At 62.2% G+C, this 22611-nt stretch carries 21 protein-coding genes; 17 read left to right on the top strand and 4 right to left on the bottom strand.

Annotated elements, in window-relative coordinates; all coding sequences use genetic code 11:
• The first annotated feature begins 16 nt into the window (after window positions 1-16).
• The 13 genes from IB265_RS16345 to IB265_RS16285 all read left to right on the top strand — a co-directional run bounded on the left by IB265_RS16345 (window position 17) and on the right by IB265_RS16285 (window position 16318).
• Window positions 17-3049: an aminotransferase class III-fold pyridoxal phosphate-dependent enzyme gene (locus IB265_RS16345; RefSeq protein WP_057251723.1), complete on the top strand. Its 3033-nt coding sequence runs from the start codon at window positions 17-19 to the stop codon at window positions 3047-3049.
• A gap of 193 nt (window positions 3050-3242) precedes the next feature.
• Complete coding sequence (locus IB265_RS16340; RefSeq protein ID WP_057251722.1) at window positions 3243-4391, top strand: ABC transporter ATP-binding protein; 1149 nt, start codon at window positions 3243-3245, stop codon at window positions 4389-4391.
• A gap of 20 nt (window positions 4392-4411) precedes the next feature.
• Window positions 4412-5641, top strand: coding sequence for a sugar ABC transporter substrate-binding protein (locus IB265_RS16335; RefSeq protein WP_057251721.1), 1230 nt, complete (start codon window positions 4412-4414; stop codon window positions 5639-5641).
• 19 nt (window positions 5642-5660) lie between these two features.
• Complete coding sequence (locus IB265_RS16330) at window positions 5661-6617, top strand: carbohydrate ABC transporter permease (protein WP_057251720.1); 957 nt, start codon at window positions 5661-5663, stop codon at window positions 6615-6617.
• Window positions 6610-7422: a carbohydrate ABC transporter permease gene (locus tag IB265_RS16325; protein WP_057251719.1), complete on the top strand. Its 813-nt coding sequence runs from the start codon at window positions 6610-6612 to the stop codon at window positions 7420-7422. Before IB265_RS16330 ends, IB265_RS16325 begins: the two co-directional genes overlap by 8 nt.
• A gap of 4 nt (window positions 7423-7426) precedes the next feature.
• Complete coding sequence (locus IB265_RS16320) at window positions 7427-9133, top strand: amylo-alpha-1,6-glucosidase (RefSeq protein WP_057251718.1); 1707 nt, start codon at window positions 7427-7429, stop codon at window positions 9131-9133.
• 29 nt (window positions 9134-9162) lie between these two features.
• A complete protein-coding gene (locus IB265_RS16315) occupies window positions 9163-10197 on the top strand; it encodes a LacI family DNA-binding transcriptional regulator (protein WP_057251717.1) in 1035 nt (344 codons plus the stop codon).
• A gap of 128 nt (window positions 10198-10325) precedes the next feature.
• Window positions 10326-12338: a beta-galactosidase gene (locus tag IB265_RS16310; RefSeq protein ID WP_057252092.1), complete on the top strand. Its 2013-nt coding sequence runs from the start codon at window positions 10326-10328 to the stop codon at window positions 12336-12338.
• A gap of 336 nt (window positions 12339-12674) precedes the next feature.
• Window positions 12675-13424, top strand: coding sequence for a GntR family transcriptional regulator (locus IB265_RS16305; protein WP_057251716.1), 750 nt, complete (start codon window positions 12675-12677; stop codon window positions 13422-13424).
• A gap of 4 nt (window positions 13425-13428) precedes the next feature.
• On the top strand, window positions 13429-14214 hold the full coding sequence (locus IB265_RS16300) for a transporter substrate-binding domain-containing protein (RefSeq protein WP_057251715.1): 786 nt from the start codon (window positions 13429-13431) through the stop codon (window positions 14212-14214).
• 73 nt (window positions 14215-14287) lie between these two features.
• Window positions 14288-14959, top strand: a complete 672-nt coding sequence (locus IB265_RS16295; protein ID WP_057251714.1) for an amino acid ABC transporter permease — start codon at window positions 14288-14290, stop codon at window positions 14957-14959.
• A complete protein-coding gene (locus IB265_RS16290; protein ID WP_057251713.1) occupies window positions 14956-15615 on the top strand; it encodes an amino acid ABC transporter permease in 660 nt (219 codons plus the stop codon). The genes IB265_RS16295 and IB265_RS16290 overlap by 4 nt, the downstream gene beginning before the upstream one ends.
• Window positions 15593-16318: an amino acid ABC transporter ATP-binding protein gene (locus IB265_RS16285; protein ID WP_057251712.1), complete on the top strand. Its 726-nt coding sequence runs from the start codon at window positions 15593-15595 to the stop codon at window positions 16316-16318. Before IB265_RS16290 ends, IB265_RS16285 begins: the two co-directional genes overlap by 23 nt.
• A 45-nt stretch (window positions 16319-16363) precedes the next feature.
• On the opposite strand, the gene pcaF is transcribed toward IB265_RS16285, so the two are convergent.
• The 3 genes from pcaF to IB265_RS16270 are packed head-to-tail and all read right to left on the bottom strand — an operon-like array spanning window position 16364 to window position 19224.
• Window positions 16364-17569 carry a 3-oxoadipyl-CoA thiolase gene (gene pcaF / locus IB265_RS16280; RefSeq protein WP_057251711.1) on the bottom strand — a complete coding sequence of 402 codons (1206 nt, stop codon included), beginning with the start codon at window positions 17567-17569 and terminating at the stop codon, window positions 16364-16366.
• Window positions 17569-18351 carry a CoA-transferase subunit beta gene (locus IB265_RS16275; RefSeq protein ID WP_057251710.1) on the bottom strand — a complete coding sequence of 261 codons (783 nt, stop codon included), beginning with the start codon at window positions 18349-18351 and terminating at the stop codon, window positions 17569-17571. The genes pcaF and IB265_RS16275 overlap by 1 nt, the downstream gene beginning before the upstream one ends.
• 12 nt (window positions 18352-18363) lie before the next feature.
• Entirely contained in the window at window positions 18364-19224 is an 861-nt protein-coding gene (locus IB265_RS16270; protein ID WP_057251709.1) for a CoA transferase subunit A, read from the bottom strand.
• A gap of 177 nt (window positions 19225-19401) precedes the next feature.
• Here IB265_RS16270 and IB265_RS16265 point away from each other — a divergent pair, with 177 nt between their 5' ends.
• Entirely contained in the window at window positions 19402-20157 is a 756-nt protein-coding gene (locus tag IB265_RS16265; RefSeq protein ID WP_057251708.1) for an IclR family transcriptional regulator, read from the top strand.
• Window positions 20158-20245: 88 nt separating this feature from the next.
• A complete protein-coding gene (locus IB265_RS16260; protein ID WP_057251707.1) occupies window positions 20246-20908 on the top strand; it encodes a sulfite oxidase-like oxidoreductase in 663 nt (220 codons plus the stop codon).
• 20 nt (window positions 20909-20928) lie between these two features.
• Here the strand turns inward: IB265_RS16260 and IB265_RS16255 are convergent, their stop codons facing one another.
• Window positions 20929-21135, bottom strand: a complete 207-nt coding sequence (locus IB265_RS16255) for a hypothetical protein (RefSeq protein WP_156414669.1) — start codon at window positions 21133-21135, stop codon at window positions 20929-20931.
• Window positions 21136-21347: 212 nt separating this feature from the next.
• On the opposite strand from IB265_RS16255, the gene IB265_RS16250 reads away from it, so the two are divergent.
• Window positions 21348-21659, top strand: a complete 312-nt coding sequence (locus IB265_RS16250) for a hypothetical protein (protein ID WP_057251706.1) — start codon at window positions 21348-21350, stop codon at window positions 21657-21659.
• Complete coding sequence (locus IB265_RS16245) at window positions 21659-22600, top strand: sterol desaturase family protein (RefSeq protein WP_057251705.1); 942 nt, start codon at window positions 21659-21661, stop codon at window positions 22598-22600. Before IB265_RS16250 ends, IB265_RS16245 begins: the two co-directional genes overlap by 1 nt.
• Window positions 22601-22611 lie beyond the last annotated feature (11 nt).

Genomic DNA, 22611 nt, shown 5'->3' with positions numbered 1-22611 from the left:
AGGACGGGCAGAGACAATGGCAGAGAGAGATTTGAGAACCGAGCAGGAATTGGCGACGATCCGCGCCTGGCTCAGCGACACCTACGGCATCGAGGCGAGCCTCTCGCCGCTGCCGGGCGAGCACGATCTCAACTACCGGGTCTCGGACGTTGACGGACAGGAATACCTGCTGAAGCTGCACGCGACCTGCGACGCCGACGAGCTCGACATGCAGGTGGCGGTGCTGGAACATCTTGCCGCCAAGGCATCCGATCTGTCGGTCTCACGCGCGTTTCGCGATCGCTCCGGCGCCGTCACCAGCAAGATCGAGCTTCGCGGCCCGCGCACGGCGCGGCTACTCTCATGGCTGCCGGGCGACATCTGGGCGAAGGCGCCGCTGCGCGACGCGGCGAGCGCCGAAAGCCTCGGACGGTTGCTGGCTGGTCTTGATCGCAGCCTCGAAGGCTTCACGCACGCTGGCACCAAGCGGCTCTATGCTTGGGACATCGGCCGGGCCGACATGCATCGCAAACACTTGGAACTGATCGACGGCCCGGACAAGCGCGCGGCGGTCGACGCGATCCTTGATCATTTCGCTTTGGCTGTCCTGCCTCGCCTTGCGACCTGCCCGATGCAGGTCATTCACAACGACGCCAACGACTACAATGTGCTGCTCGACGGCCAGGGCCAGGTCAGCGGCCTGCTCGACTTCGGCGACATGGTCGAGACCTGGCGCGTGATCGAAATCGCCGTCGCGTCGGCCTACGCGCTGATTGGATCCGCGGATCCGGTCGGGACCATTGCGGCACTCGCGGGAGCCTATCATCACGTCAATCCGCTGAGTGAAACCGAAGTCGAACTGGTCTTCGATCTCGTGCTCACACGCTACGCCGTCAGCATGTGCATGGCGGCCAAGCAGATCCGCGAGAACCCCGAGAATACCTACCTGCTCGTCAGCCAGGAGGATGTCTGGCGCGAACTGAAACGTCTCCGGAGCGAGAACCGGGCGATCGCCATTGCCCGCATCCGCGATGCCTGCGGTTTGGCGCCGCTTCCGCATGCGGCCGCGGTCGTCCGTTGGCTCGAGAAGAACGCGCACGATTTTGCGCCGATGGTACGTCCTGACGTCGCTAAGCCGAAGGTCGCTGTGTTCGACTTCTCCGCATCCGCCCCGGAGGCCGCGCGATGGGCGAGCCTCGATGCCGCAGAAGCCGAGGCGCGCATAGCCGCGCAGATCGGCAGCGAGCGTGCGGCCTTTGGCATCGGTCTTTATGGCGAAGACCGGGGCATCTATCAGGGTGAGGCTTACGAAACATCGGTGGAAGGCGCGCGTCGCTCGGTACATCTCGGCGTCGACATCTTCGCGCCGGCGCACGAGCCGGTTTCGGCACCCTTCTCCGGCAAGGTCGCCTTCATTCACGATGACGCCGTCCCCTACGGTTTCGGCCCGACCGTGCTGCTCGAGCATGAGATCGATGGTGGTGTCTGCTTCTGGACGCTCTACGGCCACCTGTCACGCGAAAGCGTCGCCAAGCTCTCCGTGGGGCAGGCGATCGCCAAGGGCGAGGTCTTCGCCGCCTTGGGCGCGGCCGAGGAAAATGGCAACTGGGCGCCGCATCTGCATTTCCAGATCGTCACCGATCACCTCGGCCTCGGCGGTCAGATGCATGGCGTCGGCGTGCGCGACCAGTGGCAGGTATGGCGCGAAGTGAGCCCGGATCCGAGCGTGGTGCTCGGTCTCTCCGTGCCAGTTTCGGTGATCGTGCCGCGCGGCAAGGAATTCCTTGTGCGTGAGCGCCATCGTCGCATCGGCCGGTCGCTCAGCATCGCCTATAGCGCTGCACCCCTGAAAATTGTCGGCGGCGAGGGCGCGCGCCTGATCGACGAGGAGGGCACACGCTGGCTCGACATGGTCAACAATGTCTGCCACGTCGGCCATTGCCATCCGCGCGTCGTTAGGGCGGCGCAAGCGCAGATGCAGCGGCTCAACACCAATTCGCGCTATCTGCACGATTCTCTGGTCGAGTACTCACGCCGGCTTGCCGAGCAGTTCCCGGAGCCCTTGAACGTCTGCTTCTTCGTCAATTCCGGCAGCGAAGCAAACGACCTCGCCATCCGCTTGGCGCGTGCCTATACCGGCAACCGCGACATCATCACCGTTGACCACGCCTATCACGGCCATCTGTCGAGCCTGATCGACGTCAGCCCCTACAAGTTCGCCGGCAAGGGCGGGGAAGGGCAGCAGGCGCATGTGAAGGTCGCCGAGATGCCCGACCTTTATCGCGGGCGTTACCGCTACGGTGATGAGCACGCGGGCAGGAAATATGCCGAGGACGTGCGTAACCAGGTGGCAGCACTTGCGGCCGATGGTCGTCGCCCTGCACTGTTCTTCAGCGAGGGCATTCTCGGAACCGGCGGGCAGTTGACACTGCCGGAAGGCTATCTCCGGGAAGCCTATGCACATGTGCGCGCGGCCGGTGGCCTCTGCCTTGCCGACGAGGTGCAGGTCGGTTTCGGCCGCGTCGGCAGTCATATGTGGGCGCACGAGCTGCAGGGCGTGGTGCCCGACATCGTCACCATGGGCAAGCCGATCGGTAACGGCCACCCGATGGCCGCCGTCGTCACCACAGAGGCGATCGCCGCCTCGTTTGCCAACGGCATGGAGTATTTCAACACCTTCGGCGGCAACCCGGTTTCGGCCGAAATCGGCCTTGCCGTGCTCGATGTCATCCGCGACGAGCGGCTGATGCATCATTGCCGGGTCGTCGGCGACCGGCTGATGGATGGCGCGCGGGCGCTCGCCAGCAAGCATGCGATCATTGGCGACGTCCGCGGCCACGGTCTCTTCAACGGCATCGAACTGGTGCGCGATCGCGAGACATTGGAGCCGGCAGCACGCGAACTCGATTTCGTCATCGCCGAGATGAAGCGGAAATATCGGATCCTGCTCAGCAGCGAGGGGCCGCACCACAATGTGCTGAAGGTTAAGCCTCCGGCGCCCTTCAGCGCCGAGGATTGCGACCGCTTCCTCAACGCGCTCGATGAAACGCTCGGACGTCTAAGCGTCTGAGACAAAAGACTAAAAACGGCCGCCCCGAGCGGCCGCTTTTTATTGCTTACGGCCCTCAACAGCAAAATCGGATCGACGCAATTTTCTGCTTTACAAGAAAGTTAAACGTTTTTATCGTGCATATAAACGTTTAACTAAGCGCATAGCTCGTGCCGGTGGCCTCTGCTAAGCGCTTGCCGGCAGGGAGGGCCCGTTGGCAGCGATCCGTATCGAAAATTTGCGCAAAGGCTTTGGTTCGCTCGAAGTCTTGAAGGGTATCAACCTCGATATCGCCGACGGCGAGTTCGTGTGCTTCCTCGGCCCGTCGGGTTGCGGCAAGAGCACGCTGCTTCGCTCCATTGCCGGGCTTGAGGATCTGGATGGCGGCTCCATCCGCCTCGGCGAGCGCGACATCACCGACGTCTCCTCGGCCAAGCGCGACATCGCCATGGTCTTCCAGAACTACGCACTCTATCCGCACATGAACGTGCGCAAGAACTTGTCCTTCGGCCTGGCGCTGAACGGCATGAAGCGCGACGAGATCGACCGCCGCGTCGACAATGCCGCCGACATCCTGCGCATCAAGGAGCTGCTTGCCCGCAAGCCGCGCCAGCTTTCCGGCGGTCAGCGCCAGCGCGTGGCGATCGGCCGCGCCATCGTGCGCGAGCCGAAGCTGTTCCTGCTCGACGAGCCGTTGTCGAACCTCGATGCCGGCTTGCGCGTCACCATGCGCGTCGAGCTTGCGGCACTGCATGAACGTCTCGGCGTGACGATGATCTACGTGACCCACGACCAGGTCGAGGCGATGACGCTGTCTGATCGTGTCGTGGTGCTCGACAAGGGCAAGGTCAGCCAGTTCGGTACGCCGCTCGAACTCTTCTACCAGCCGGCCAATCTGTTCGTTGCCGGCTTCATCGGTTCGCCGCGCATGAACTTCGTCACGACCGAAGTGACCGGGCAGGTCGATACATCGGTGACGCTCAACGGCGGCGGTCTCGCCCATCCGCTCAAGCTCGAGATGCTGGCCGCAGCCCCGATTGCCAAAGCCAAATCCGTCACGCTCGGCATTCGCCCCGACAAGATCGAGCTGGTCTCGGCCGAAGAAAGCCATCTCGTCGGCGACGTGCGCCTGGTCGAGCGGCTAGGCACCGAAAGCCACGTCCATATCAGCCTTGAGAACGGCGGCGACATGACCGCTGTCGTCCGCGGCACGCATCCGGTTTCCGCCCGCGAGCGCGTGCACCTGCGCCTGCCGGCAGAACATTGCCATCTGTTCGACGGCGACGGCCAGGCGGTCGCGCGCAGGCTCGATGCCGAGACGCAGGCGCTGATCAATCAGGAAAAGGCGCAGCGGGTCGCGTAACCCGAATGAGGAGGAGAAGCATGCTCAACAGGAAGTCCATCATCGGCTCGCTGATGGTTCTGGCAATGGCCGGAGCCGCCACGGCCCGCGCGGAAGAAGTGCTGCGTTTTGCAACCTGGGACACGGACGAAAGCCTGGCGATCCAGCAGGAAATCGCCAAGAAGTTCGAAGAAAAGCACCCGGGCGTGAAGGTCCAGGTCGAGCCCTATGCGGATGGTTACGATCAGAAGCTGATCGCCGCGTTCGGCGCCGGCAACCCGCCTGACGTTATGTATATGTGGAACTTCCCGCAATACTACACGTCGCTGAAGCCGCTGGACGATCTGATCGCCAAGGATGCGGCCGAGCTCAAGCCGGACGACTTTCCGAAGGGCCTGATGAACACTGTTCGTGTCGAGGGCAAGACCTACGGCATGCCGTCGGGCTTCACCACCCAGGTGGTGTTCTACAACAAGGACATGTTCGCCAAGGCCGGCGTCGAGGAGCCGAAGGACGGCTGGACCTGGGACGACCTGCGCGCCAAGGCGGCCAAGTTCCGCGACGAGCCGAACAAGGTCTATGGCTTCGCCGTCGACGCCAAGCCGGACCCCTATGACTTCGAACAGTTCCTCTGGTCGAACGGTACCAAATACATCTCCGACGACGGCAAAAAGATCGACGGCTACATGAACAGCGATGCGGCAGCGCAAGTGCTCGACATGTTCGCCGACATGGCCAAGAAGCAGGAAGCGATCACGCTGAACCTCGGCGACGACACAACCGGCAGCACGCTCTTTAAGGGCGGCAAGATCGCCATGTTCCAGAGCGCCATGTGGTCGAAGTCCGGCATCGATGCTTCAGGCATCAAGTATGGCGTCGCGTCGCTGCCGAAGTTCGGCGACAAGACCGCCCATTCGGCGCTCGGCGTCTCGGCGATCTCGATCGCCAAGGACGCGACCCATCCGGATCTCGCCTGGGAATTCGTCAAATTCTTCTCCTCACCCGAAGCTGTCGCCATGCGCGTCAACGACCTGCCGGTGCGCACCAGCGTTGCGGAAGAAAAGGGCATGACCAAGGACCCGATCTACAAGCCCTTTTTCGACATTCTCGCGACCTCGAACACCGAGACCCACGCGTTCCTGAAGAACGCCAACTGGGGCAAGGTCCAGGACAATCTCGCTCGCGCAATCGAGGCGACGATGATCGACCAGGGTAACGCCAAGCAGCATCTCGACGATGCGGTCAACCGCTCGAAGCGGCTGATGAAGTAAGAAAAGGGAGTACGGGGAGATGGATATGACCTATGCCGGTGCAGAGCCAAAGGTGGCAAGGCGCAAGCGCTCCGCCATCGCGCGCTATGCAGCGCCCTATCTGTTCATCTCCCCGTGGATCCTCGGGTTCCTGTTCTTCACGCTTGGTCCGCTCGTCTTCTCGCTGACGATGAGCTTCTACGACTGGCCGGTTGTCGGCGAGCGCAGCTTCGTCGGGCTCGAAAACTATCGTTCCATGCTGTTCGAGGACCCGCAGTTCTGGGAAAGCCTGTGGATCACGGTGAAGTTTGCGGCGATCTATGTGCCGTTCAACATCGTCATGTCGTTCCTTTTGGCGCTGATGCTGCATCACATCACCTTTGCCAGCGGCTTCTTCCGCACCGCCTTCTACCTGCCGAGCGTCATTTCCGGCGTCGCCCTGGTGACGATTTGGAGCTGGATCTACAGCAGGGAATACGGTCTTCTGAATTTCATGCTGTCCTTCGTCGGCATCGACGGACCGAACTGGCTCGGCGATCCGAACCTTGCGATCGTCGCAATCATCATCGCCAGCCTCTGGGGCCTCGGCGGCACCATGCTGATCTTGCTCACCGGCCTGAAAGCCATCCCGAAGGAACTCTACGAGGCGGCGACCGTCTCCGGCGTTCCCGGCTGGGCGCAGATGGTGTTCATCACCCTGCCGATGCTCGGTCCGATGCTGCTCTTCACTTTCATTACCTCGATCATCTCGGCCTTCCAGCAGCTGACGATCGCGCTTCTCTTGACCAAGGGCGGACCGCTCGGCTCCACCTATTTCTTCGCCATGTACATCTACGACAACGCCTTCAAGTACTTCGACATGGGCTACGCCGCCGCCGGCTCCTGGGTGATGTTCATCATCGTGCTCATGCTCAGCCTCGGCGTCATGCGCTGGTCGGCCGCCTGGGTCTATTACGAAGGCGAAGTTCGCCAGAACGATGGAGAGAACAATGCGTAAGACGCTGCTCTATTCCACGCTCATCCTGCTCTCGGCGCTGTTCATCGCGCCGTTCTACTGGACCTTCATGACGGCGATCAAAAGCTCCGCCGAGCTTTACCAGTTCCCGCCGGTCTTCTGGCCGTCCGAATGGCATTGGGAGAACTTTGCCGCCGCCTGGAACAAGCAGCCATTCGGCACCTACCTCACCAACTCACTGATCGTGGTGGTGCTGTCGACGATCGGCCAGCTGATCTCCTCGTCGCTGGTTGCCTATGGTTTTGCCCGCTTCCGCTTTCCCGGTCGCGATCCGCTGTTCATCCTGCTGCTGGCGACCATGATGATCCCTTGGGACGTGAAAATGATCCCGCTCTACATGGAGTTCAACCTGCTCGGCTGGATCAACACGCTGAAGCCGCTGATCGTGCCGGCCTACTTTGCCGACGCCTTTTTCGTCTTCCTGCTCCGGCAGTACATCATGACCGTGCCGATGGAGATCGACGAGGCCGCGCGCATGGATGGCGCCAACGCCTTCGACATCTACTGGCGCATCCATCTGCCGCTGATGATGCCGGCGCTGGTGCTGGTCGGCACCTTCCACTTCATGAACGCCTGGAACGACTATCTTGGCCCGTTGATCTTCCTCAACGACCAGTCGAAATACACGCTGACGCTCGGCCTCTCGATGTTCAAGGGATTGCACGAGGTGGACGTGACCTCGATCGCCGCGATCACCGTCATCCTCTGCCTGCCGCCACTCGCGCTGTTCTTCGTCGCCCAGCGCTACATCATGGATGGCGCGGTCGGATCGTCGGTGAAGGGATAACGGCATGCTGTTCGATATCGACTTCGTGCCCTTCAGCCGCAGAGGCCGGTTCCTGACGCTCTCGATGATGCGGGTGCCGGGCCGCGATGGCGAGCGCGCGCTTTATCTGCGCCATGTCGCCGGCGGCGACGAACGGCCGTCGCTCGGGCGTCTCTGCCGCGTCGAGTTTCTCGATGCTGATGGCGAGACCATGGCGCCTGTGCTCGTGCTTTCACCGGAGCGGCTCGACGCCCGCGTCGGCGAAGGAGAAGTCACCTTCGTCATCGGCGAAGGGGAAAGGCTGCACGTCGCCGGCAAGAAGGCGGGCGTCCGCTTCCATCTCGAAGGATCGCGCTACGACTACGTCTACCGCACGCCGAAGGGCGAGGATTGCCTGGTCGCCGCGGTCGAGAACGTCAAGTTCATCCCCCGGGCGATCGCTGGCGAGCTGAAGGTCACCGGTGCCTGGCAGCGCGATCATTCGGAAGACGTCTCCTTCGCCTTCTCCAGCGCGGGAGCCTTCGAGGGCAATGTCGATTTCTTCCGCACCGTGCCGCCAGTCGATCGGCCCGGGCGTTTCGCCGAGGCTCTTTCAGGCGCCGCGGCCGAATTCGCCGAATGGCACACACGCGGTCCCAAGGGCGTCGCAGGCCAGGACGAGGCGCATCGTCTCGCGAGCTATCTGCTCTGGGCTAACGGCGTGCCCGCCGGCGGTGCGCTGACGCGGCCGGCGATCTATATGTCCAAGAACCACATGATCAACATCTGGAGTTGGGATAACGCCTTTTCCGCCCTCGGCGTCGCCGCCTTCGACCCGGATCTCGCCTTCGACCAGTTCGCGGCGATCTTCGATCACCAGGATGCCTCCGGCCTGCTGCCTGACTATATCAACGACCGCGACGTGCTCTTCGCTTTTACCAAGCCGCCTGTGCACGGCTGGGCGGTATCGTTGATTTCGGCTGCCGACCCGTCTTTCCTCACGGCAGAGCGCAAGTCTTACCTGCGCGATGCCATCGGCCGCCAGGTCGACTACTGGCTGACTCATGGCCGCAAGGATGCGGCGAGCCTGCCGTCCTATTTCCACGGCAACGACAGCGGCTGGGACAACGCCACCTTCTTTGCCGAAGGCGGCCCGGTGATCTCGCCGGACCTGCCGGTTTTCCTGGTCCTCGCCTGCGAGACGCTCGCGAACCTGCTGGAGGAAGACGCGGAGCGTCAGGCGATGTGGCGCCGCAAGGCGGATGAGCTGCAGACCCTGCTGTTCGAACGTCTGTGGACCGGCGAGACTTTTGGCGCGCGGCTCGCCGCGGATCCGGAGCGGATCCTGCCGGGAGACAACCTCATCCAGTTCATGCCGCTGCTCTTGGGCGCGCGACTGGTGCCTGAGATGCGCGAGAAGCTCGTTGCAAGACTCGTTGCTGGCGGCTTCATCACCGAATGGGGACCGGCGACGGAGAGCCCGCTCAGTTCCTTCTACGAGGACGACGGCTATTGGCGCGGGCCGATCTGGGCGCCGACCACGCTTCTGCTCTGGGACGGTCTTCGCCGGCAAGGGCAGATTGAACTTGCGCATGAAGTCGCGGAAAAGTTCTGTTCACTTGCCAGCAAAAGCGGTATGGCCGAAAACTTCGATGCGCGCTCGGGGAGGGGGCTTCGCGATCGGGCATTCGCCTGGACATCCGCAGTCTATCTTCAGCTGGCGGCATCGCTCAGCCGACCCAAATCATCGTGATCTAGCAACCCGTGACGAGCCGAGACGCCATGCAGAGACCGACGATCAAGACCATCGCGCAGGAGACGGGGCTTTCCATCGCCACCGTGTCCAAGGCCCTGAAGCATTCGCCTCAGGTTCGCCCGGAAACGCGCGCGATCGTGATCGAGGCGGCGACACGCGTAGGCTACGAACTGAACATGCATGGCGTGCAGCTGCGCACCGGCAAGACCTATCAGGTCGCCGCAATCATGACGGCGCCGGGCCCGAAACAGAACGAATGGGAAGGCGTCGAATACGCCCAGCTCCTGAGCGGCATTTCCTGGGCGCTGGAAGACAGCCCCTATCGCGTTTCGCTCTATGCCGTTCGCAATTTCGAGGAAAGTCAGGCGGTCATCAAGCAGATCGTGTCGCTGAAGAAGGCCGACGGCATCATCATTTCGGGCACTCGCGCCGACGACCCGCGCATCCGCACCATGCAGGCGGCGGACTTTCCTTTCGTCACCTACGGCACCAGCATCCACAACGCGCCGCATGCCTATGTCGATGCCGACAACGAGCAGATGATCCGGGTGTCGATGGCGCGGCTGGTCGAGCGCGGCCATCGCCGTATCGCACTGCTCAACCCGCTCTCGGAATTGAGCTATGGCATCACCCGGCTCGAAGCTTACAAGCGTGCCCTTGAAGTCGCTGGCCTGCCCTACGATCCGGCCCTCGTTGCCCACGGCCGGCTGACGCCCGCCTTCGGCCGCGAAAACGTGCTGACGATGTCGGAGCTCAGCAATGCGCCGACCGCCTATATCTGCGCCAATGAAGCCTCGGCGCTCGGCGCCTTCTCCGGCTTTCACGAGCGCGGGCTAGTGCATGGGCGTGATGCGGTGATCAATGCCACCGACGACCTCAATGTCAGCCAGTATTTCGCGCCGCCGATCACCACCTATTACCTGCCGATCAGCGAACCGAGCAGCCTGCTCGGTGCCTATATCCTGAGGCGCATGGAGGGCGAGCCGCCGGAGGCGCTGCAGACGCTCCTGATGCCAAACCTCATCGAACGCTGCGACGATCGCTTGAACCCGAACCGTTGACGAACTTTTCGCCCGATTAGGGCGCCCTTTCATGTTCTTGAATATAAACGTTTATATTCAAGACGAGACAGACAAAACCCGAGGCTGGAACCAACCGGCCGAATGAAATGACGAAGGACCGGACCCCCGTGCACATGCCCCTGACGAGATCGAACCGCTTCAACGCCAAAGAGCAGCAGACCGACATGCTGGAACTCGGCGTCTGCTACTATCCAGAGCAGTGGCCGCGCGCGAAGTGGGAGGAGGACGCGCGCCGCATGGTCGAGCTCGGGCTTGCCTGGGTGCGCATCGGTGAATTCGCCTGGGCGAAGATCGAGCCGAGGTCGGGTGAGTTCCATTGGGAATGGCTGGACGAGGCGATCGAAGTGCTCGGCAATGCCGGCCTCAAGGTGATCCTCGGCACGCCGACCGCCGCCCCGCCGAAGTGGCTGATCGATCGCTATCCGGATATCCTGCCCGTCGACGTCAAGGGCGTGGTGCGCAAGTTCGGTGCCCGCCGTCACTACTGCTTTTCCAGCCGCCGCTACCGCATCGAAGCGGCGCGCATCTCGCAAGCCATGGCCGAGCGCTACGGCGATAATGCCTTCGTGCACGCCTGGCAGACGGATAACGAATATGGCGACCACGACACGATCTACAGCTATTCCGACGAGGCGCTGCGCGCCTTCCGCGAATGGCTGGCTGAGCGCTACGGCACGGTCGAGGAACTGAACCGGGCTTGGGGCACGGCATTCTGGGCAATGAACTATCTGAGCTTCGACGAGGTCGAACTTCCCAACAATCTTGTGGAAGAGCCGAGCCCGACTCATATCGTCGACTATATCCGCTTCTCCTCCGACCAGGTGAAGAGCTTCAACAAGGCGCAGGTCGATATCATCCGCAAACACTCGCCGGGCCGTCCGGTGACGCACAATTTCATGTCGCAAAATACCGATTTCGATCACTACAAGGTCGGCGAGGACATCGATATCGCGTCGTGGGACGTCTATCCGATGGGTGGACTGCTCAACGGCCGTCTCTCCTCCGAAGACAAGGGCCGTTACCTCCGCGTCGGCGATCCGGATCAGCCGGCCTTCAACCACGATCTCTACCGCGCCGTCGGCAACGGTCGCGTCTGGGTGATGGAGCAGCAGCCGGGTCCGGTGAACTGGGCTTCGCACAACCAGTCGCCGGCCGACGGCATGGTCCGGCTCTGGACCTGGCTCGCCTATGCCCATGGCGTCGACATGGTTTCCTATTTCCGCTGGCGCCAGGTGCCGTTTGCGCAGGAACAGTTCCATGCCGGACTGCTCTTGCCGAACAGCGAGGCGGACCAGGGATATCTCGAAGTTGCGCAGGTCGCCGAGGAGATGAAGCGGCTGCCGAAGGGCGAGCGCCGCGAGAAGGCCAAGCTCGCGATCCTGCTCGACTATAATTCGCGCTGGGCGACCCGGGCGCTGCCGCAGGGCCGCACCTATCTGGCGTCGCAGATCGCGCTCGACTGGTACTCGACCGTCGCTCGCTTCGGCGTCGACGTCGACATCATCGGCCAGCACTCGGATCTCGAGGGCTACCAGTTGGTGCTGGCGCCCGACCTCGTAATTCCGGATCAGGCGTTCGTTCAGAACCTAGCCGCTTCCGGCGCCAAGGTTCTGTTCGGACCGCGCAGTGGAAGCAAGACCGAGGATATGCACATTCCCGAAGGCTTGCCGCCAGGGCCGCTCGCCTCGCTGATCGACGTCAGCGTCGCGCGCGTCGAGTCGCTTCCGGAGTTTCATGCCGAGAGCGTGCTTTACGGCAACGAGACTTACCCGGCTGGCGTCTGGCGCGAGACGGTCAGGACCAGAGAGAGCGTGCTTGCGACCTTCGAGGGTGACTACCGCAATGGTGCCCCGGCGCTAGTCGGCAACGACAAGGCGCGGTATCTGGCAACCGCGGCACGCGGTGAATTCTTGAGCAAGGTGATCGGCGATGCGCTTGGTTGGGCTTCGGTCGAGGCGCTCGCAGATCTCGGCGATCTGCGCATCACCCGTCGCGGCAAGCTTACCTTCGCCTTCAACTACGGCAAGACGGCCGTCGACGTGCCGGCAGCGGCCGGTGCGACCTTCCATGTCGGCGGCCGCAGGCTCGATCCGGTCGACGTCGCGATCTGGACGGAGTGATAGGGAAGCGGGCAACAGACCCGCTTTCCAACCGATCTCGCTCGTCACGCCGTGCATAGATCCGGGTGCGCGGTGTGGCGACGATGGCCTGTTTTGGCGCGAGACTCATGTCCGGGTCGGCTTCGACCTGAGGATGCGATGAGTGGCAGCCAGCGCAGAGGAGAATGCTCGCTCCGACCGGACGTGGGTGGCGCGCCGATATCTGCTGCCTGAAAAACGGTGCCCAGAAAGCGAGCTGACTGCATCCGGATAGGCGAAAGATGAGAACGGATCTCCGGCAAGCCTTTGAAGACGCGGGTATATGAGACTGGCACAGGCTTTGCATTCCTGTCTTGTATGCAAGATAGAGCAGCACCGACGTTCCATAATCCGATCGAGAAGGCCATCGTCTCCGGCATCCTCTCGGGCCGCATAAAGCCCGGCACACGGCTCAGCGAGAACCAACTGGCCTCTCTCTTCGGCGTGTCGCGGACTCGTGTGCGCGAAGCGATGATGCGCCTCGAGACACGCTGCATCGTTCATGTCAGCCCGCGTAGAGGCTGGTTCGTCGCGGAACCGTCTGCCGAAGAGGCGACGATGGTCTACGGCGCGCGACGCGTCATCGAAGCTGGGCTGCTGCGCAGCATGCGGCGGCTGGCGGAGAGCGGCCGCGACAGGCTGCATGCCCACCTTGCCGAAGAGAAAGCGGCGATCGAAGCCGACGATCGCCAGCGCCTCACCTGCCTGATGGGCGATTTCCATATTCGTGTGGCCGAATTGGCGGATAACGCCGTTCTCATCGAGATCCTTCGCGATCTCACGGCCAGAACCATTCTGATCTCGATGCTCTATCAGTCGGATTTTCACGCCGTGCAATCCCACCTCGGGCATTGCCGCATCGTCGAAGCGATGGAGCAAGGGGATTTTTCGAAAGCAGCCGCGCTTTCCGTCGAGCACCTGGACGAGGTGGAGACCGGGCTGGACCTGACGCAACACCCCGATCCCCTGGCCGACCTCCGGCGGTCGCTCGCGCTTCCTCCCCAGACCGTGACCCCGCCGTCAAGGACGTCACGCAGCAAAACACCGCGAACCCAAAAAGGAGAATGACCCAATGCTCGCAAGACGACTGTTCATAGCCATGGCGGCGATGGCCGCCACCATCGGCTTCGGCTCGGTTTCCCACGCCGACGCGCTTGGCGATATCACGTCCCGCGGCACGCTTCGCGTTGCCGTTCCCCAGGATTTTCCGCCTTTTGGTAGCGTTGGCACGGACATGGCGCCAATGGGCTATGACGTCGACATGGCCAATCTGATCGGCGACAAGCTCGGCGTGAAGGTCGAGCTGGTACCGGTCACTAGCGCGAACCGGATTCCCTATCTGCAGACAAACAAGGTCGACCTGGTGATTTCGAGCCTCGGCAAAAATCCAGATCGGGAAAAGGTCATCGATTTCTCCGCCGCCTATGCCCCCTTCTTCAATGGCGTGTTCGCGCCCGCGGAACTCGGGGTCACCAAGCCGGAGGAACTTACAGGCAAGGTCGTAGGCGTCACGCGCGGCGCGGTCGAAGACCTGGAACTGACCAAGATCGTGCCGGCCGATACCGTCATCAAGCGTTATGAAGACAACAACGGCACCATCTCTGCCTTCCTGTCCGGGCAGGTCGAGGCGGTTGCAACCGGCAACGTGGTGGCCGCTGCCATTCTCGCCAAGAACCCACCGAAGCGTCCGGAGCTGAAGTTCCTTATCAAGAACTCGCCCTGCTATATCGGGCTCAGCAAGGAGCAACCCGCCCTTCTCGAAAAGGTCAATGGCATCATCGCCGCCGCCAAGGCCGACGGCTCGCTGAACGCCATTGCGCAGAAGTGGCTCGGCACCGACCTGCCGACAGATCTCTGATCAACCGTCGCCGCGCCGTCTCGCCGCAGTGCGGGACGGCGCCACTGGATGTTCGTCAAACCAGGGGTGCATCTTGAATTACCATTTCGAATTTGGCTGGCTGCTCGAATATTATCCTCAGATTGGCAAAGGGATAGGCATCACCGCTGAACTGATCGCGGTTGGCGCAGTCGCCGGTATTTCGCTCGGAATCTGCTGCGCCTGGGTGAGGGCGCTTGGTCCGGCCTGGCTAAAGCCGGTGGTCGCAGCCTATGTCGAGCTGATCCGCAACACGCCATTCCTGATCCAGCTTTTCTTCGTCTTCTTCGGCCTCCCATCGTTGGGCCTGCAGCTCAGCGAATTGCAAGCCGCCAATATCGCCATGATCGTCAATCTCGGGGCCTATAGTTGCGAGATTATTCGAGCCGGCATTCAGGCGACGCCAAGGGGCCAGTTTGAAGCTGGCGCCAGTCTCGCCATGACTCGCTTCGAGACCTTTCGACATGTCATTCTGGTGCCGTCGCTTCAGCGCATCTGGCCCGCCCTGTCATCCCAAGTGGTCATCGTCATGCTCGGCTCCGCCGTCGTGTCGCAGATCGCTGCCGAAGACCTGACCTTCGCCGCCAACTTCATCCAGTCGAGAACTTTCCGCGCATTCGAGGCTTACATCGTTTCCACGATCATCTACCTCGCGTTGGCGATCTTGCTTCGCCAAGCGCTGGCGATCATCGGCGGGTTCATTTTCCCACGGAGGACCGCGCGATGATCGAGTTCACCCTTTGGGATATATTGCGCAACCTGCTGCTCGCAACTCGCTGGACGGTCGTCCTTTCGCTCGTCTCTTTCCTGGGCGGTGGCATCGTCGGGCTCGCTTTGCTTTTCCTGCGCATCAGCAAACGCAAATCGCTGCGATCGCTCGCCAAATATTACATTGAGCTGTTTCAGGGCACGCCGCTCCTGATGCAGCTCTTCATCGCCTTCTTCGGGCTCGGCCTATTTGGCATCGACGTACCGGCCTGGCTTGCTGCAGGATTGGCGCTGGTCCTCTGGACCGCGGCCTTCCTGGGCGAAATCTGGCGCGGTTGTGTCGAGGCGGTCGCCAAGGGGCAATGGGAGGCCTCCGCCAGCCTCGGCATGGGCTGGCTGCAACAGATGCGTTACGTCATCCTGCCGCAGGCGATGAAAGTCGCCGTTCCGCCGACCGTCGGCTTTTCGGTGCAGGTCATAAAGGGTACCGCGCTGACCTCGATCATCGGCTTTGTCGAACTGTCGAAGGCCGGCACTGTCGTCACCAACGCCACCTTCCAGCCCTTCACCGTCTACGGCCTCGTGGCCCTCATCTATTTCGCGCTCTGCTGGCCCCTGTCGAAGAGCAGCCAGATCCTCGAAAGGAAGCTCAATGTCGCTCATCGAAATCACTGAAGTCCGCAAGAGTTATGGCGCGACGGAAGTGTTGAAAGGCATCAATCTTGATGTCGCGTCAGGCGAAGTCATTGCCATCATTGGCAAGAGCGGTTCGGGTAAATCGACGCTGCTTCGCTGTATCAATGGCCTTGAGACGATCAACAGAGGCTCGATTTCAGTTGCGGGTGCGCAGCTCCTGGACGACGAGGTGCATCTGAAGGCGCTGCGGTTGAAGGTCGGAATGATCTTTCAACAGTTCAATCTTTTTCCTCATCAGACGGTCGGTGGCAACGTTATGCTGTCGCAGACGGTCGTGAAAAAGACGCCGAAGCCAGAGGCGGAGGCGATCGCCCGCAAGATGCTGGAGCGCGTCGGCCTCGCACACAAGTTCGACGCCTATCCCGACGAGCTTTCAGGCGGGCAGCAGCAGCGCGTGGCAATTGCACGCGCGCTTGCCATGCAGCCGATCGCGCTGCTTTGTGACGAGATCACCTCGGCGCTGGACCCGGAGCTGGTCTCGGAAGTCCTGGCGGTTGTGCGCGAACTTGCCGCCGAGGGCATGACGCTGCTAATGGTGACGCATGAGATGAAATTCGCACGCGACGTCTGCTCGCGGGTCGTGTTCATGCATCAGGGCCGTGTCCACGAAGTCGGGCCGCCGGAAGAGGTTTTCGCCCGTCCGCAGACACCGGAACTGAAACAGTTTCTCGGCCTTCATTGAGAGGCCGAGCCAACCGGGGTCCCGCGTCGCAGCTTGGCGCGGCGGCTAGACGCGCTCCAATGCCACCGCGATCCCCTGGCCGACGCCAATGCACATGGTGGACAGCGAATAGCGCCCGCCGGTTTCGTGCAGCTCCAAGGCCGCCGTGCCGGTGATGCGCGCGCCGGACATGCCGAGCGGATGGCCGAGTGCGATGGCGCCGCCGTTGCGGTTGACGCGCGCATCGTCGTCGGCGATGCCGAGGTCGCGCAGCACGGCAAGGCCCTGCGACGCGAAGGCTTCGTTGAGTTCGATGACGTCGAACTGCGACTGCTTGAGGCCGAGGCGCGCCATCAGCTTCTTCGATGCGGGGGCCGGGCCCATGCCCATGATGCGCGGCGGTACGCCAGCGGTCGCGCCGCCCAGAATGCGAGCGATCGGCCGCAGCCCATATTTCTTAACTGCTGCTTCCGACGCGATGATCAGGGCGGTCGCGCCATCGTTGACGCCGGAGGCATTGCCGGCCGTCACCGTACCGCCTTCCTTCTTGAAAGGCGTGCCAAGCTTGGCGAGCGCCTCCATCGTCGTTGCGCGCGGGTGTTCGTCGCGGTCGACGACGACAGGCTCGCCCTTGCGCTGCGGGATCGTCACCGAGACGATCTCCTTTGCCAGCCGGCCATTGCCTTGAGCGGCAGCAGCCTTCGCCTGGCTGCGGACGGCAAAGGCGTCCTGGTCTTCGCGGCTAACGTGAAAATCCGCCGCGACGTTCTCGCCGGTCTCGGGCATGGAGTCGACGCCGTACTGCTTCTTCATGAGCGGGTTGACGAAACGCCAGCCGATCGTCGTGTCGTAGATCTCGGCGTTGCGCGAGAAGGCGGTATCCGCCTTCGGCATGACGAAGGGTGCGCGCGACATGCTCTCGACGCCGCCGGCGATCATCAACTCGGCTTCGCCCGACTTGATCGCCCGCGCTGCAGCGATCACCGCATCCATACCGGAACCGCAGAGCCGGTTGATCGTCGTGCCGGACACGCCGACCGGCAGGCCGGCGAGCAGCAACGACATGCGCGCGACGTTGCGGTTGTCCTCGCCCGCCTGGTTGGCGCAGCCAAAGATCACGTCATCGACCGCGTCCCAGTCGACATCGGTGTTGCGTTCGAGGAGTGCCTTGAGTGGGATCGCGCCGAGGTCGTCGGCTCGCACCGAGGAGAGTGAACCGCCGAAGCGGCCGATCGGGGTGCGGATGTAGTCGCAGATGAATGCCTCGGCCATTACGCAGCCTCCTTGTCGCCCTGATGCGCCTTCTTGGTGCGGGCATTGATGTCGCGAAGGGTTGTCAATTCCAGTTCCGTCGGCTCTGGCGTCTCGATCACATGCGCGGCGAACTTGATCGCCCAGCCGCAGTTCTCGACGATCTGCTCGCGGGTCACGCCCGGGTGGATCGAAACGACCGTCAGTTCTTTCGTCTCTGGATCCGGTTCCAGGATGCAAAGATCGGTGATGACGCGGGTCGGTCCCTTGGTCTTCATGCCCAGCCGCTCGCGCTGATCGCCGCCCTCGCCATGGCCCATGGAGGTGATGAACGGCAGCTTCTCGACGAAGCCGCGCTTCGACAGTGCCATGGTGATGAAGATGCGGCCGCAATTGGAAGCGATCTCCGGAGCGCCGCCGCCGCCGGGCAGCCGCACCTTCGGATGGTCATAGGGGCCGACGACCGTGGTATTGAGGTTGGCGAACCTGTCGATCTGGGCGCCGCCGAGGAAGCCGGTGGTGATGCGGCCGCCCTGCAGCCAGTAGCGGAACATCTCAGGCACCGAGACAGTGAAAAGTGCCGTGTCACAGAGTTCGCCGTCGCCGATCGAAAGCGGCAGCACGTCCGGCTTGGTTCCGACCGTACCGCTCTCGTAGATCAAGGTGATATCCGGCGCATGCGTCAGCCGCGCGACGTTGCAGGCGGCAGAAGGCGCGCCGATGCCGACAAAGCAGACATCGTCATTGGAGAGCGCCCGCGCGGCAGCGATGGTCATCATTTCGGTGGGGGTGAAGTCGCTCATTCTATCCTCCCTTTAGGCCGCTCTTGCCGGCTTGGTGCCGGCATGCTTGGCGAAGTCTTCCGGCTTGGCGTCGAGCACGTTTTCCTTGATCCATGCGGTGAAGCTGTCGCGGTCGCGGGCGATCTCGTCCCAGCCGATGTAGAAGGCGTTGGAACGCGGGTAGTAGCCGTGCGCATAGGATGGGAAGGCGCCGCCCGGGACTTGGGCAACTGATGTAACCGCCCAGCCCGGGAGCACGAGGGAGTTGGGAGATGGCGGGTTGAGTTCGTCGACGATCTCCTCGACCGTGACGATCGAGCGCTTGGCCGCGAGAACGGCTTCCTTCTGCACGCCGACGATGCCTTCGATCAGCACGTTGCCCTTCCTGTCGGCGCGCTGGGCGTGAATGATCGTCACATCAGGGCGGATCGCCGGCACGGCGGCGAGCACCTCGCCGGTGAAGGGGCAGGTGACCGACTTGATGTTGGGGTTCACTTTCGGCAGGTCGGCGCCGATGTAGCCGCGCAGCGTCGCGAAGGGCAGGTTGGCAGCACCCGCCTCATAGGCGTTGGCCATGGCCGCATGGGAATGTTCCTCGATCTCCAGCGGACGCGGCCACTGGTTTTCGACAGCATCACGGAAGCGGTGTAGCGAGCCGACGCCCGGATTGCCGCCCCAGGAGAACTTCATGCCACGCGCAGCACCGACGCCAATCAATTGGTCGTAGAGAATGTCAGGCGTCATGCGCACGAGATAGAGATCCTTGCGGCCCTGGCGGATCACCTCATGGCCCGCGGCATAGGGGATCAGGTGGGTGAAGCCTTCCATGGCGACGGTGTCGCCATCCCTGACATTGTCGCCGACGGCCTCTGCGAGCGAAACGATCTTCGCCATGTTTCCTCTCTTCGCTGCTGTTTGGTGCGCCTGCGGCCTGTCGGGCGGCGGGGCGGCTTGCTCTCTTCCGCATGCCAATAAGCGCCGATCGAACCGAACCGTCAAATATTTTGTGCGATATTTGACTTTTGTTCGTATATCGCACAAAATGCCGGCGGATAGATCGAGGGATGTCAGATGCGAGAAACGGATTTCGTCAGCGGCTTTGCGCGAGGGCTGACGGTGATCGAAGCCTTCGACGAGACCCGTCCGAAGCTGTCGATCGCCGAGGCGTCGAAGATCACGGGCCTTGACCGGGCGACCGTCAGACGGTCGCTTCTGACGCTCTCCGAGCTCGGCTATGCCGACTACGACGGCAAGTTCTTCGCGCTGACGCCAAAGATCCTGAGATTGGGCCATGCCTATCTCTCGGCGACGCCGCTGCCGACAATCATACAGCCCTACCTCGACCAGCTTTCGGATCGCGCCGGGCAGAGCGCGTCGGCCTCAGTGCTTGATGGTACCGAAATCGTCTATATTGCCCGGGCCTCGCAAAAGCGGGTGATGTCGATCAACCTGACGACTGGTTCGCGTCTACCGGCCTATTGCGCGTCGATGGGGCGGGTGTGGCTGGCGGCACTGCCGGAGCACGAGGCGCGCGAGATCCTGGCGCGTTCGAACCTGAAGGCGAACACGCCCCATACGAAAACCGATCCTGACGATTTGATCGCCGAGCTTCGTCGGGTGCGCGATCAGGGCTATGCCCTCATCGATCAGGAACTGGAACTTGGTCTCTGCTCCATCGCCGTTCCGCTCGAGAACGACCGCGGCCGGATCGTTGCGGCGCTGAACATCGGTGCGCCGGCCGCGCATGTGGCCGCAGCGGAGATGGCGGAGCGTTACCTGCCGCTGCTCAAGGAAACGCAAGCCGCGTTGCGCTTGGTCCTAAGATAGCAACTTCGCGCTCCTGCGCTTGACGTTCTGCAGCGGCGCCCTTCTTATTTCCGCTTGGCGAGTGAATTCGGGCCGGGAGTAAAGATTCATGACCGACGACACGCATCCGCCGGAAACCAAACTCACGACGACGAAGCGACGCTGGGCCGCAGACGGCAAGTTCCTGACCGGACGGATCGCCCGGCCGGAAGACGAACGCCTGCCGCCCGGCCAGCACCTGGTCAAGGATTGGCCGGTGCTCGACCTCGGCCAGCAGCCGATCATTCGGACGGAAAGCTGGCGGCTCGATGTTACCGGCCTTGTCGAGCATTCCTTGTCGCTCGGATGGGCGGCCTTCAAGGCGCTGCCACAAAGCGACAGGCTTTCTGACATGCACTGCGTCACCACCTGGTCGCGCTATGACAACCGCTGGCAGGGTGTCGCGACCCGCGACCTGCTGGATCATGTGATGCCGAAGCCCGAGGCCAGCCACGTCATGCTGACGAGCTATGACGGTTACACTGCCAACCTGCCGCTTGAAGACTTCGCCTCCGAGGACGCGATCCTGGCGACGGACTGGGAGGGGCAGCCGATCAGCCGCACCCATGGCGGACCGATGCGGCTCGTTGTTCCGCATCTCTATCTGTGGAAGAGCGCCAAGTGGCTGACGCGGATTGATTTTCGCGCGGGTGATGCCGCTGGGTTCTGGGAGAAGAATGGCTATCACATGCGTGGCGACCCGTGGCGCGAGGAGCGCTATTCGGACGACTGAGAGCCTGGCCCACCCTTACCTCAATGCTTGGGAGCCATGAGCGACTTCAGTCCTGCCAGCTGGTAGCGCCAGACGAGGTCGATCGCCGCCTGAAAGGACGGTCCGTCCTCATATTGGCCGAGCGTGTCGGCAATGGTGTCGATGGTTGGGGTAAGGCGCGCTCCAGCACGAAGGGCATCAGGGGCGACAGCGCTGCCTCGCCCTGTGTTTCGATCATGTATCGCCACGCAAGCCGGGTCATCTCGCGAAGGACGACGAGCCGCTGCTTGATCCAGAACGCCAGCAGGGCGCGCGCGTGCTCCGAGCCCCGGGCATCTGCCGTCAGTCGATGAATTGCTTCGGGACGTGTCAGGTTGCATCCTGCGGCTTCCCGCAATGCTCGTGTAATCCGCTCCCCCCAAAGTTCGGCAATAACGTTTTCAAACAAGGACGGTTGTCGATGCGGTTGGTCGTCTTGCCGATGTGGATGATGCTGTTCGGCGCGGGTTCGGGGCATGCCGACGACAAAGGGCTGTGGATTGCTGACGATCCGCAACGCACAGCACAGCACCTGTACGATCCCTGTCGTGATGGTCGGCTAAGTGACGGAAAGCCGCGCACTTGTGCCGAGATCAGGCGCATGTACGGCGGCACGAGGTGGGGCGATTGGCCGGATCCGGACCTTAGCCTGGATGCATGTTCGGACGGGCGCGTCAGCGATGGCCGCCCGCGCACATGCCGCGAGTTGCTGGAATGGATGGAGCGTAATTGATGATTTCAGAGCGCAGCTGCGCCCTTTCGAAGGCCAGGTATCTGCTAAAGCGAATACTGCGATATCTGTCCTGGCCTTTGGTGTTCTTCTCTGGACTGTTGGGTTCTTATTTTGCCTTCGCAAGCACCCACCCGATGATCGCCTTCGCGACGGTCTATGCCGCCGCGGTCTTTGTCCTGTTCCTTCTCGAACGCTACATCCCCTACGAGCGACGCTGGTTGTTGTCGGATGGCGAGACGGTAAACGACATCGGGCATACGCTGGCGACGAAGGGGTTGCTGCAACTGGCCGGGTTGATCGCCGCCGTCTTCCCCATGTACGCCGCCAACATTCTGCAGCCGCTTGCCGCGCTGAAGTTTGGATTGTGGCCCTCGGATTGGCCAATGGTGGTTCAGGTGGCGTTGGCAGTGGTGACAGCCGAACTGGGACTCTACTGGGCGCACCGCATTGCCCATGAAAAACTGTTCTTCTGGCGGTTCCACGCGCTGCACCACAGTGTCGTCCGGCTCTGGGTCATCAATACCGGCCGCTTCCACGTTGCCGATTCGCTCTTCAAGCTCGCGATGAGCCAGATCCCGCTCTATTGCCTCGGTGCGCCGCTCCACGTTTTCTGGTGGCTTGGGGCCGTTACGGCCTTCATGGGCATCCTCACCCATTGCAACGTCGATATGCGCACCGGCATTTTCGATCTCGTCTTCAGCACGCCGCGCCTTCATCGCTGGCATCATTCGAAAGACCTTCGCGAAGGCAACATGAACTACGGCGAGAACGTCGTGATCTGGGATTTGATCTTCAGGACCTACTACAACCCCAACCGTCCATCCTCGATTGATATCGGCATCAAGGGACAGATCGCACCGGGATTTCTAAAGCAACTGGCTCAGCCCTTCACCAAAGAAGGTGTCCGCCAAATTCTCGGCCGCCCAAGCCGAGGCTCGTGATGGCGAGGATG

The sequence above is a fragment of the Ensifer sp. ENS10 genome, from assembly GCF_014852025.1.
Lineage (GTDB): Bacteria > Pseudomonadota > Alphaproteobacteria > Rhizobiales > Rhizobiaceae > Ensifer.
Note: the sequence above shows the minus strand (reverse complement) of the source record. Positions and strands in the feature narration are given on the sequence as shown.

Bases quoted from the DNA above. Each gene is read 5' to 3' on its own strand.
- IB265_RS16275 (WP_057251710.1), bottom strand. From the start codon at position 18,351: ATGAGCGACTTCACCCCCACCGAAATGATGACCATCGCTGCCGCGCGG.
- IB265_RS16330 (WP_057251720.1), top strand. From the start codon at position 5,661: ATGGATATGACCTATGCCGGTGCAGAGCCAAAGGTGGCAAGGCGCAAG.
- IB265_RS16305 (WP_057251716.1), top strand. From the start codon at position 12,675: ATGCAAGATAGAGCAGCACCGACGTTCCATAATCCGATCGAGAAGGCC.
- IB265_RS16250 (WP_057251706.1), top strand. From the start codon at position 21,348: ATGCGGTTGGTCGTCTTGCCGATGTGGATGATGCTGTTCGGCGCGGGT.
- IB265_RS16260 (WP_057251707.1), top strand. From the start codon at position 20,246: ATGACCGACGACACGCATCCGCCGGAAACCAAACTCACGACGACGAAG.
- IB265_RS16320 (WP_057251718.1), top strand. From the start codon at position 7,427: ATGCTGTTCGATATCGACTTCGTGCCCTTCAGCCGCAGAGGCCGGTTC.
- pcaF (WP_057251711.1), bottom strand. From the start codon at position 17,569: ATGGCCGAGGCATTCATCTGCGACTACATCCGCACCCCGATCGGCCGC.
- IB265_RS16325 (WP_057251719.1), top strand. From the start codon at position 6,610: ATGCGTAAGACGCTGCTCTATTCCACGCTCATCCTGCTCTCGGCGCTG.
- IB265_RS16345 (WP_057251723.1), top strand. From the start codon at position 17: ATGGCAGAGAGAGATTTGAGAACCGAGCAGGAATTGGCGACGATCCGC.
- IB265_RS16300 (WP_057251715.1), top strand. From the start codon at position 13,429: ATGCTCGCAAGACGACTGTTCATAGCCATGGCGGCGATGGCCGCCACC.
- IB265_RS16245 (WP_057251705.1), top strand. From the start codon at position 21,659: ATGATTTCAGAGCGCAGCTGCGCCCTTTCGAAGGCCAGGTATCTGCTA.
- IB265_RS16265 (WP_057251708.1), top strand. From the start codon at position 19,402: ATGCGAGAAACGGATTTCGTCAGCGGCTTTGCGCGAGGGCTGACGGTG.
- IB265_RS16315 (WP_057251717.1), top strand. From the start codon at position 9,163: ATGCAGAGACCGACGATCAAGACCATCGCGCAGGAGACGGGGCTTTCC.
- IB265_RS16290 (WP_057251713.1), top strand. From the start codon at position 14,956: ATGATCGAGTTCACCCTTTGGGATATATTGCGCAACCTGCTGCTCGCA.
- IB265_RS16335 (WP_057251721.1), top strand. From the start codon at position 4,412: ATGCTCAACAGGAAGTCCATCATCGGCTCGCTGATGGTTCTGGCAATG.
- IB265_RS16285 (WP_057251712.1), top strand. From the start codon at position 15,593: ATGTCGCTCATCGAAATCACTGAAGTCCGCAAGAGTTATGGCGCGACG.
- IB265_RS16270 (WP_057251709.1), bottom strand. From the start codon at position 19,224: ATGGCGAAGATCGTTTCGCTCGCAGAGGCCGTCGGCGACAATGTCAGG.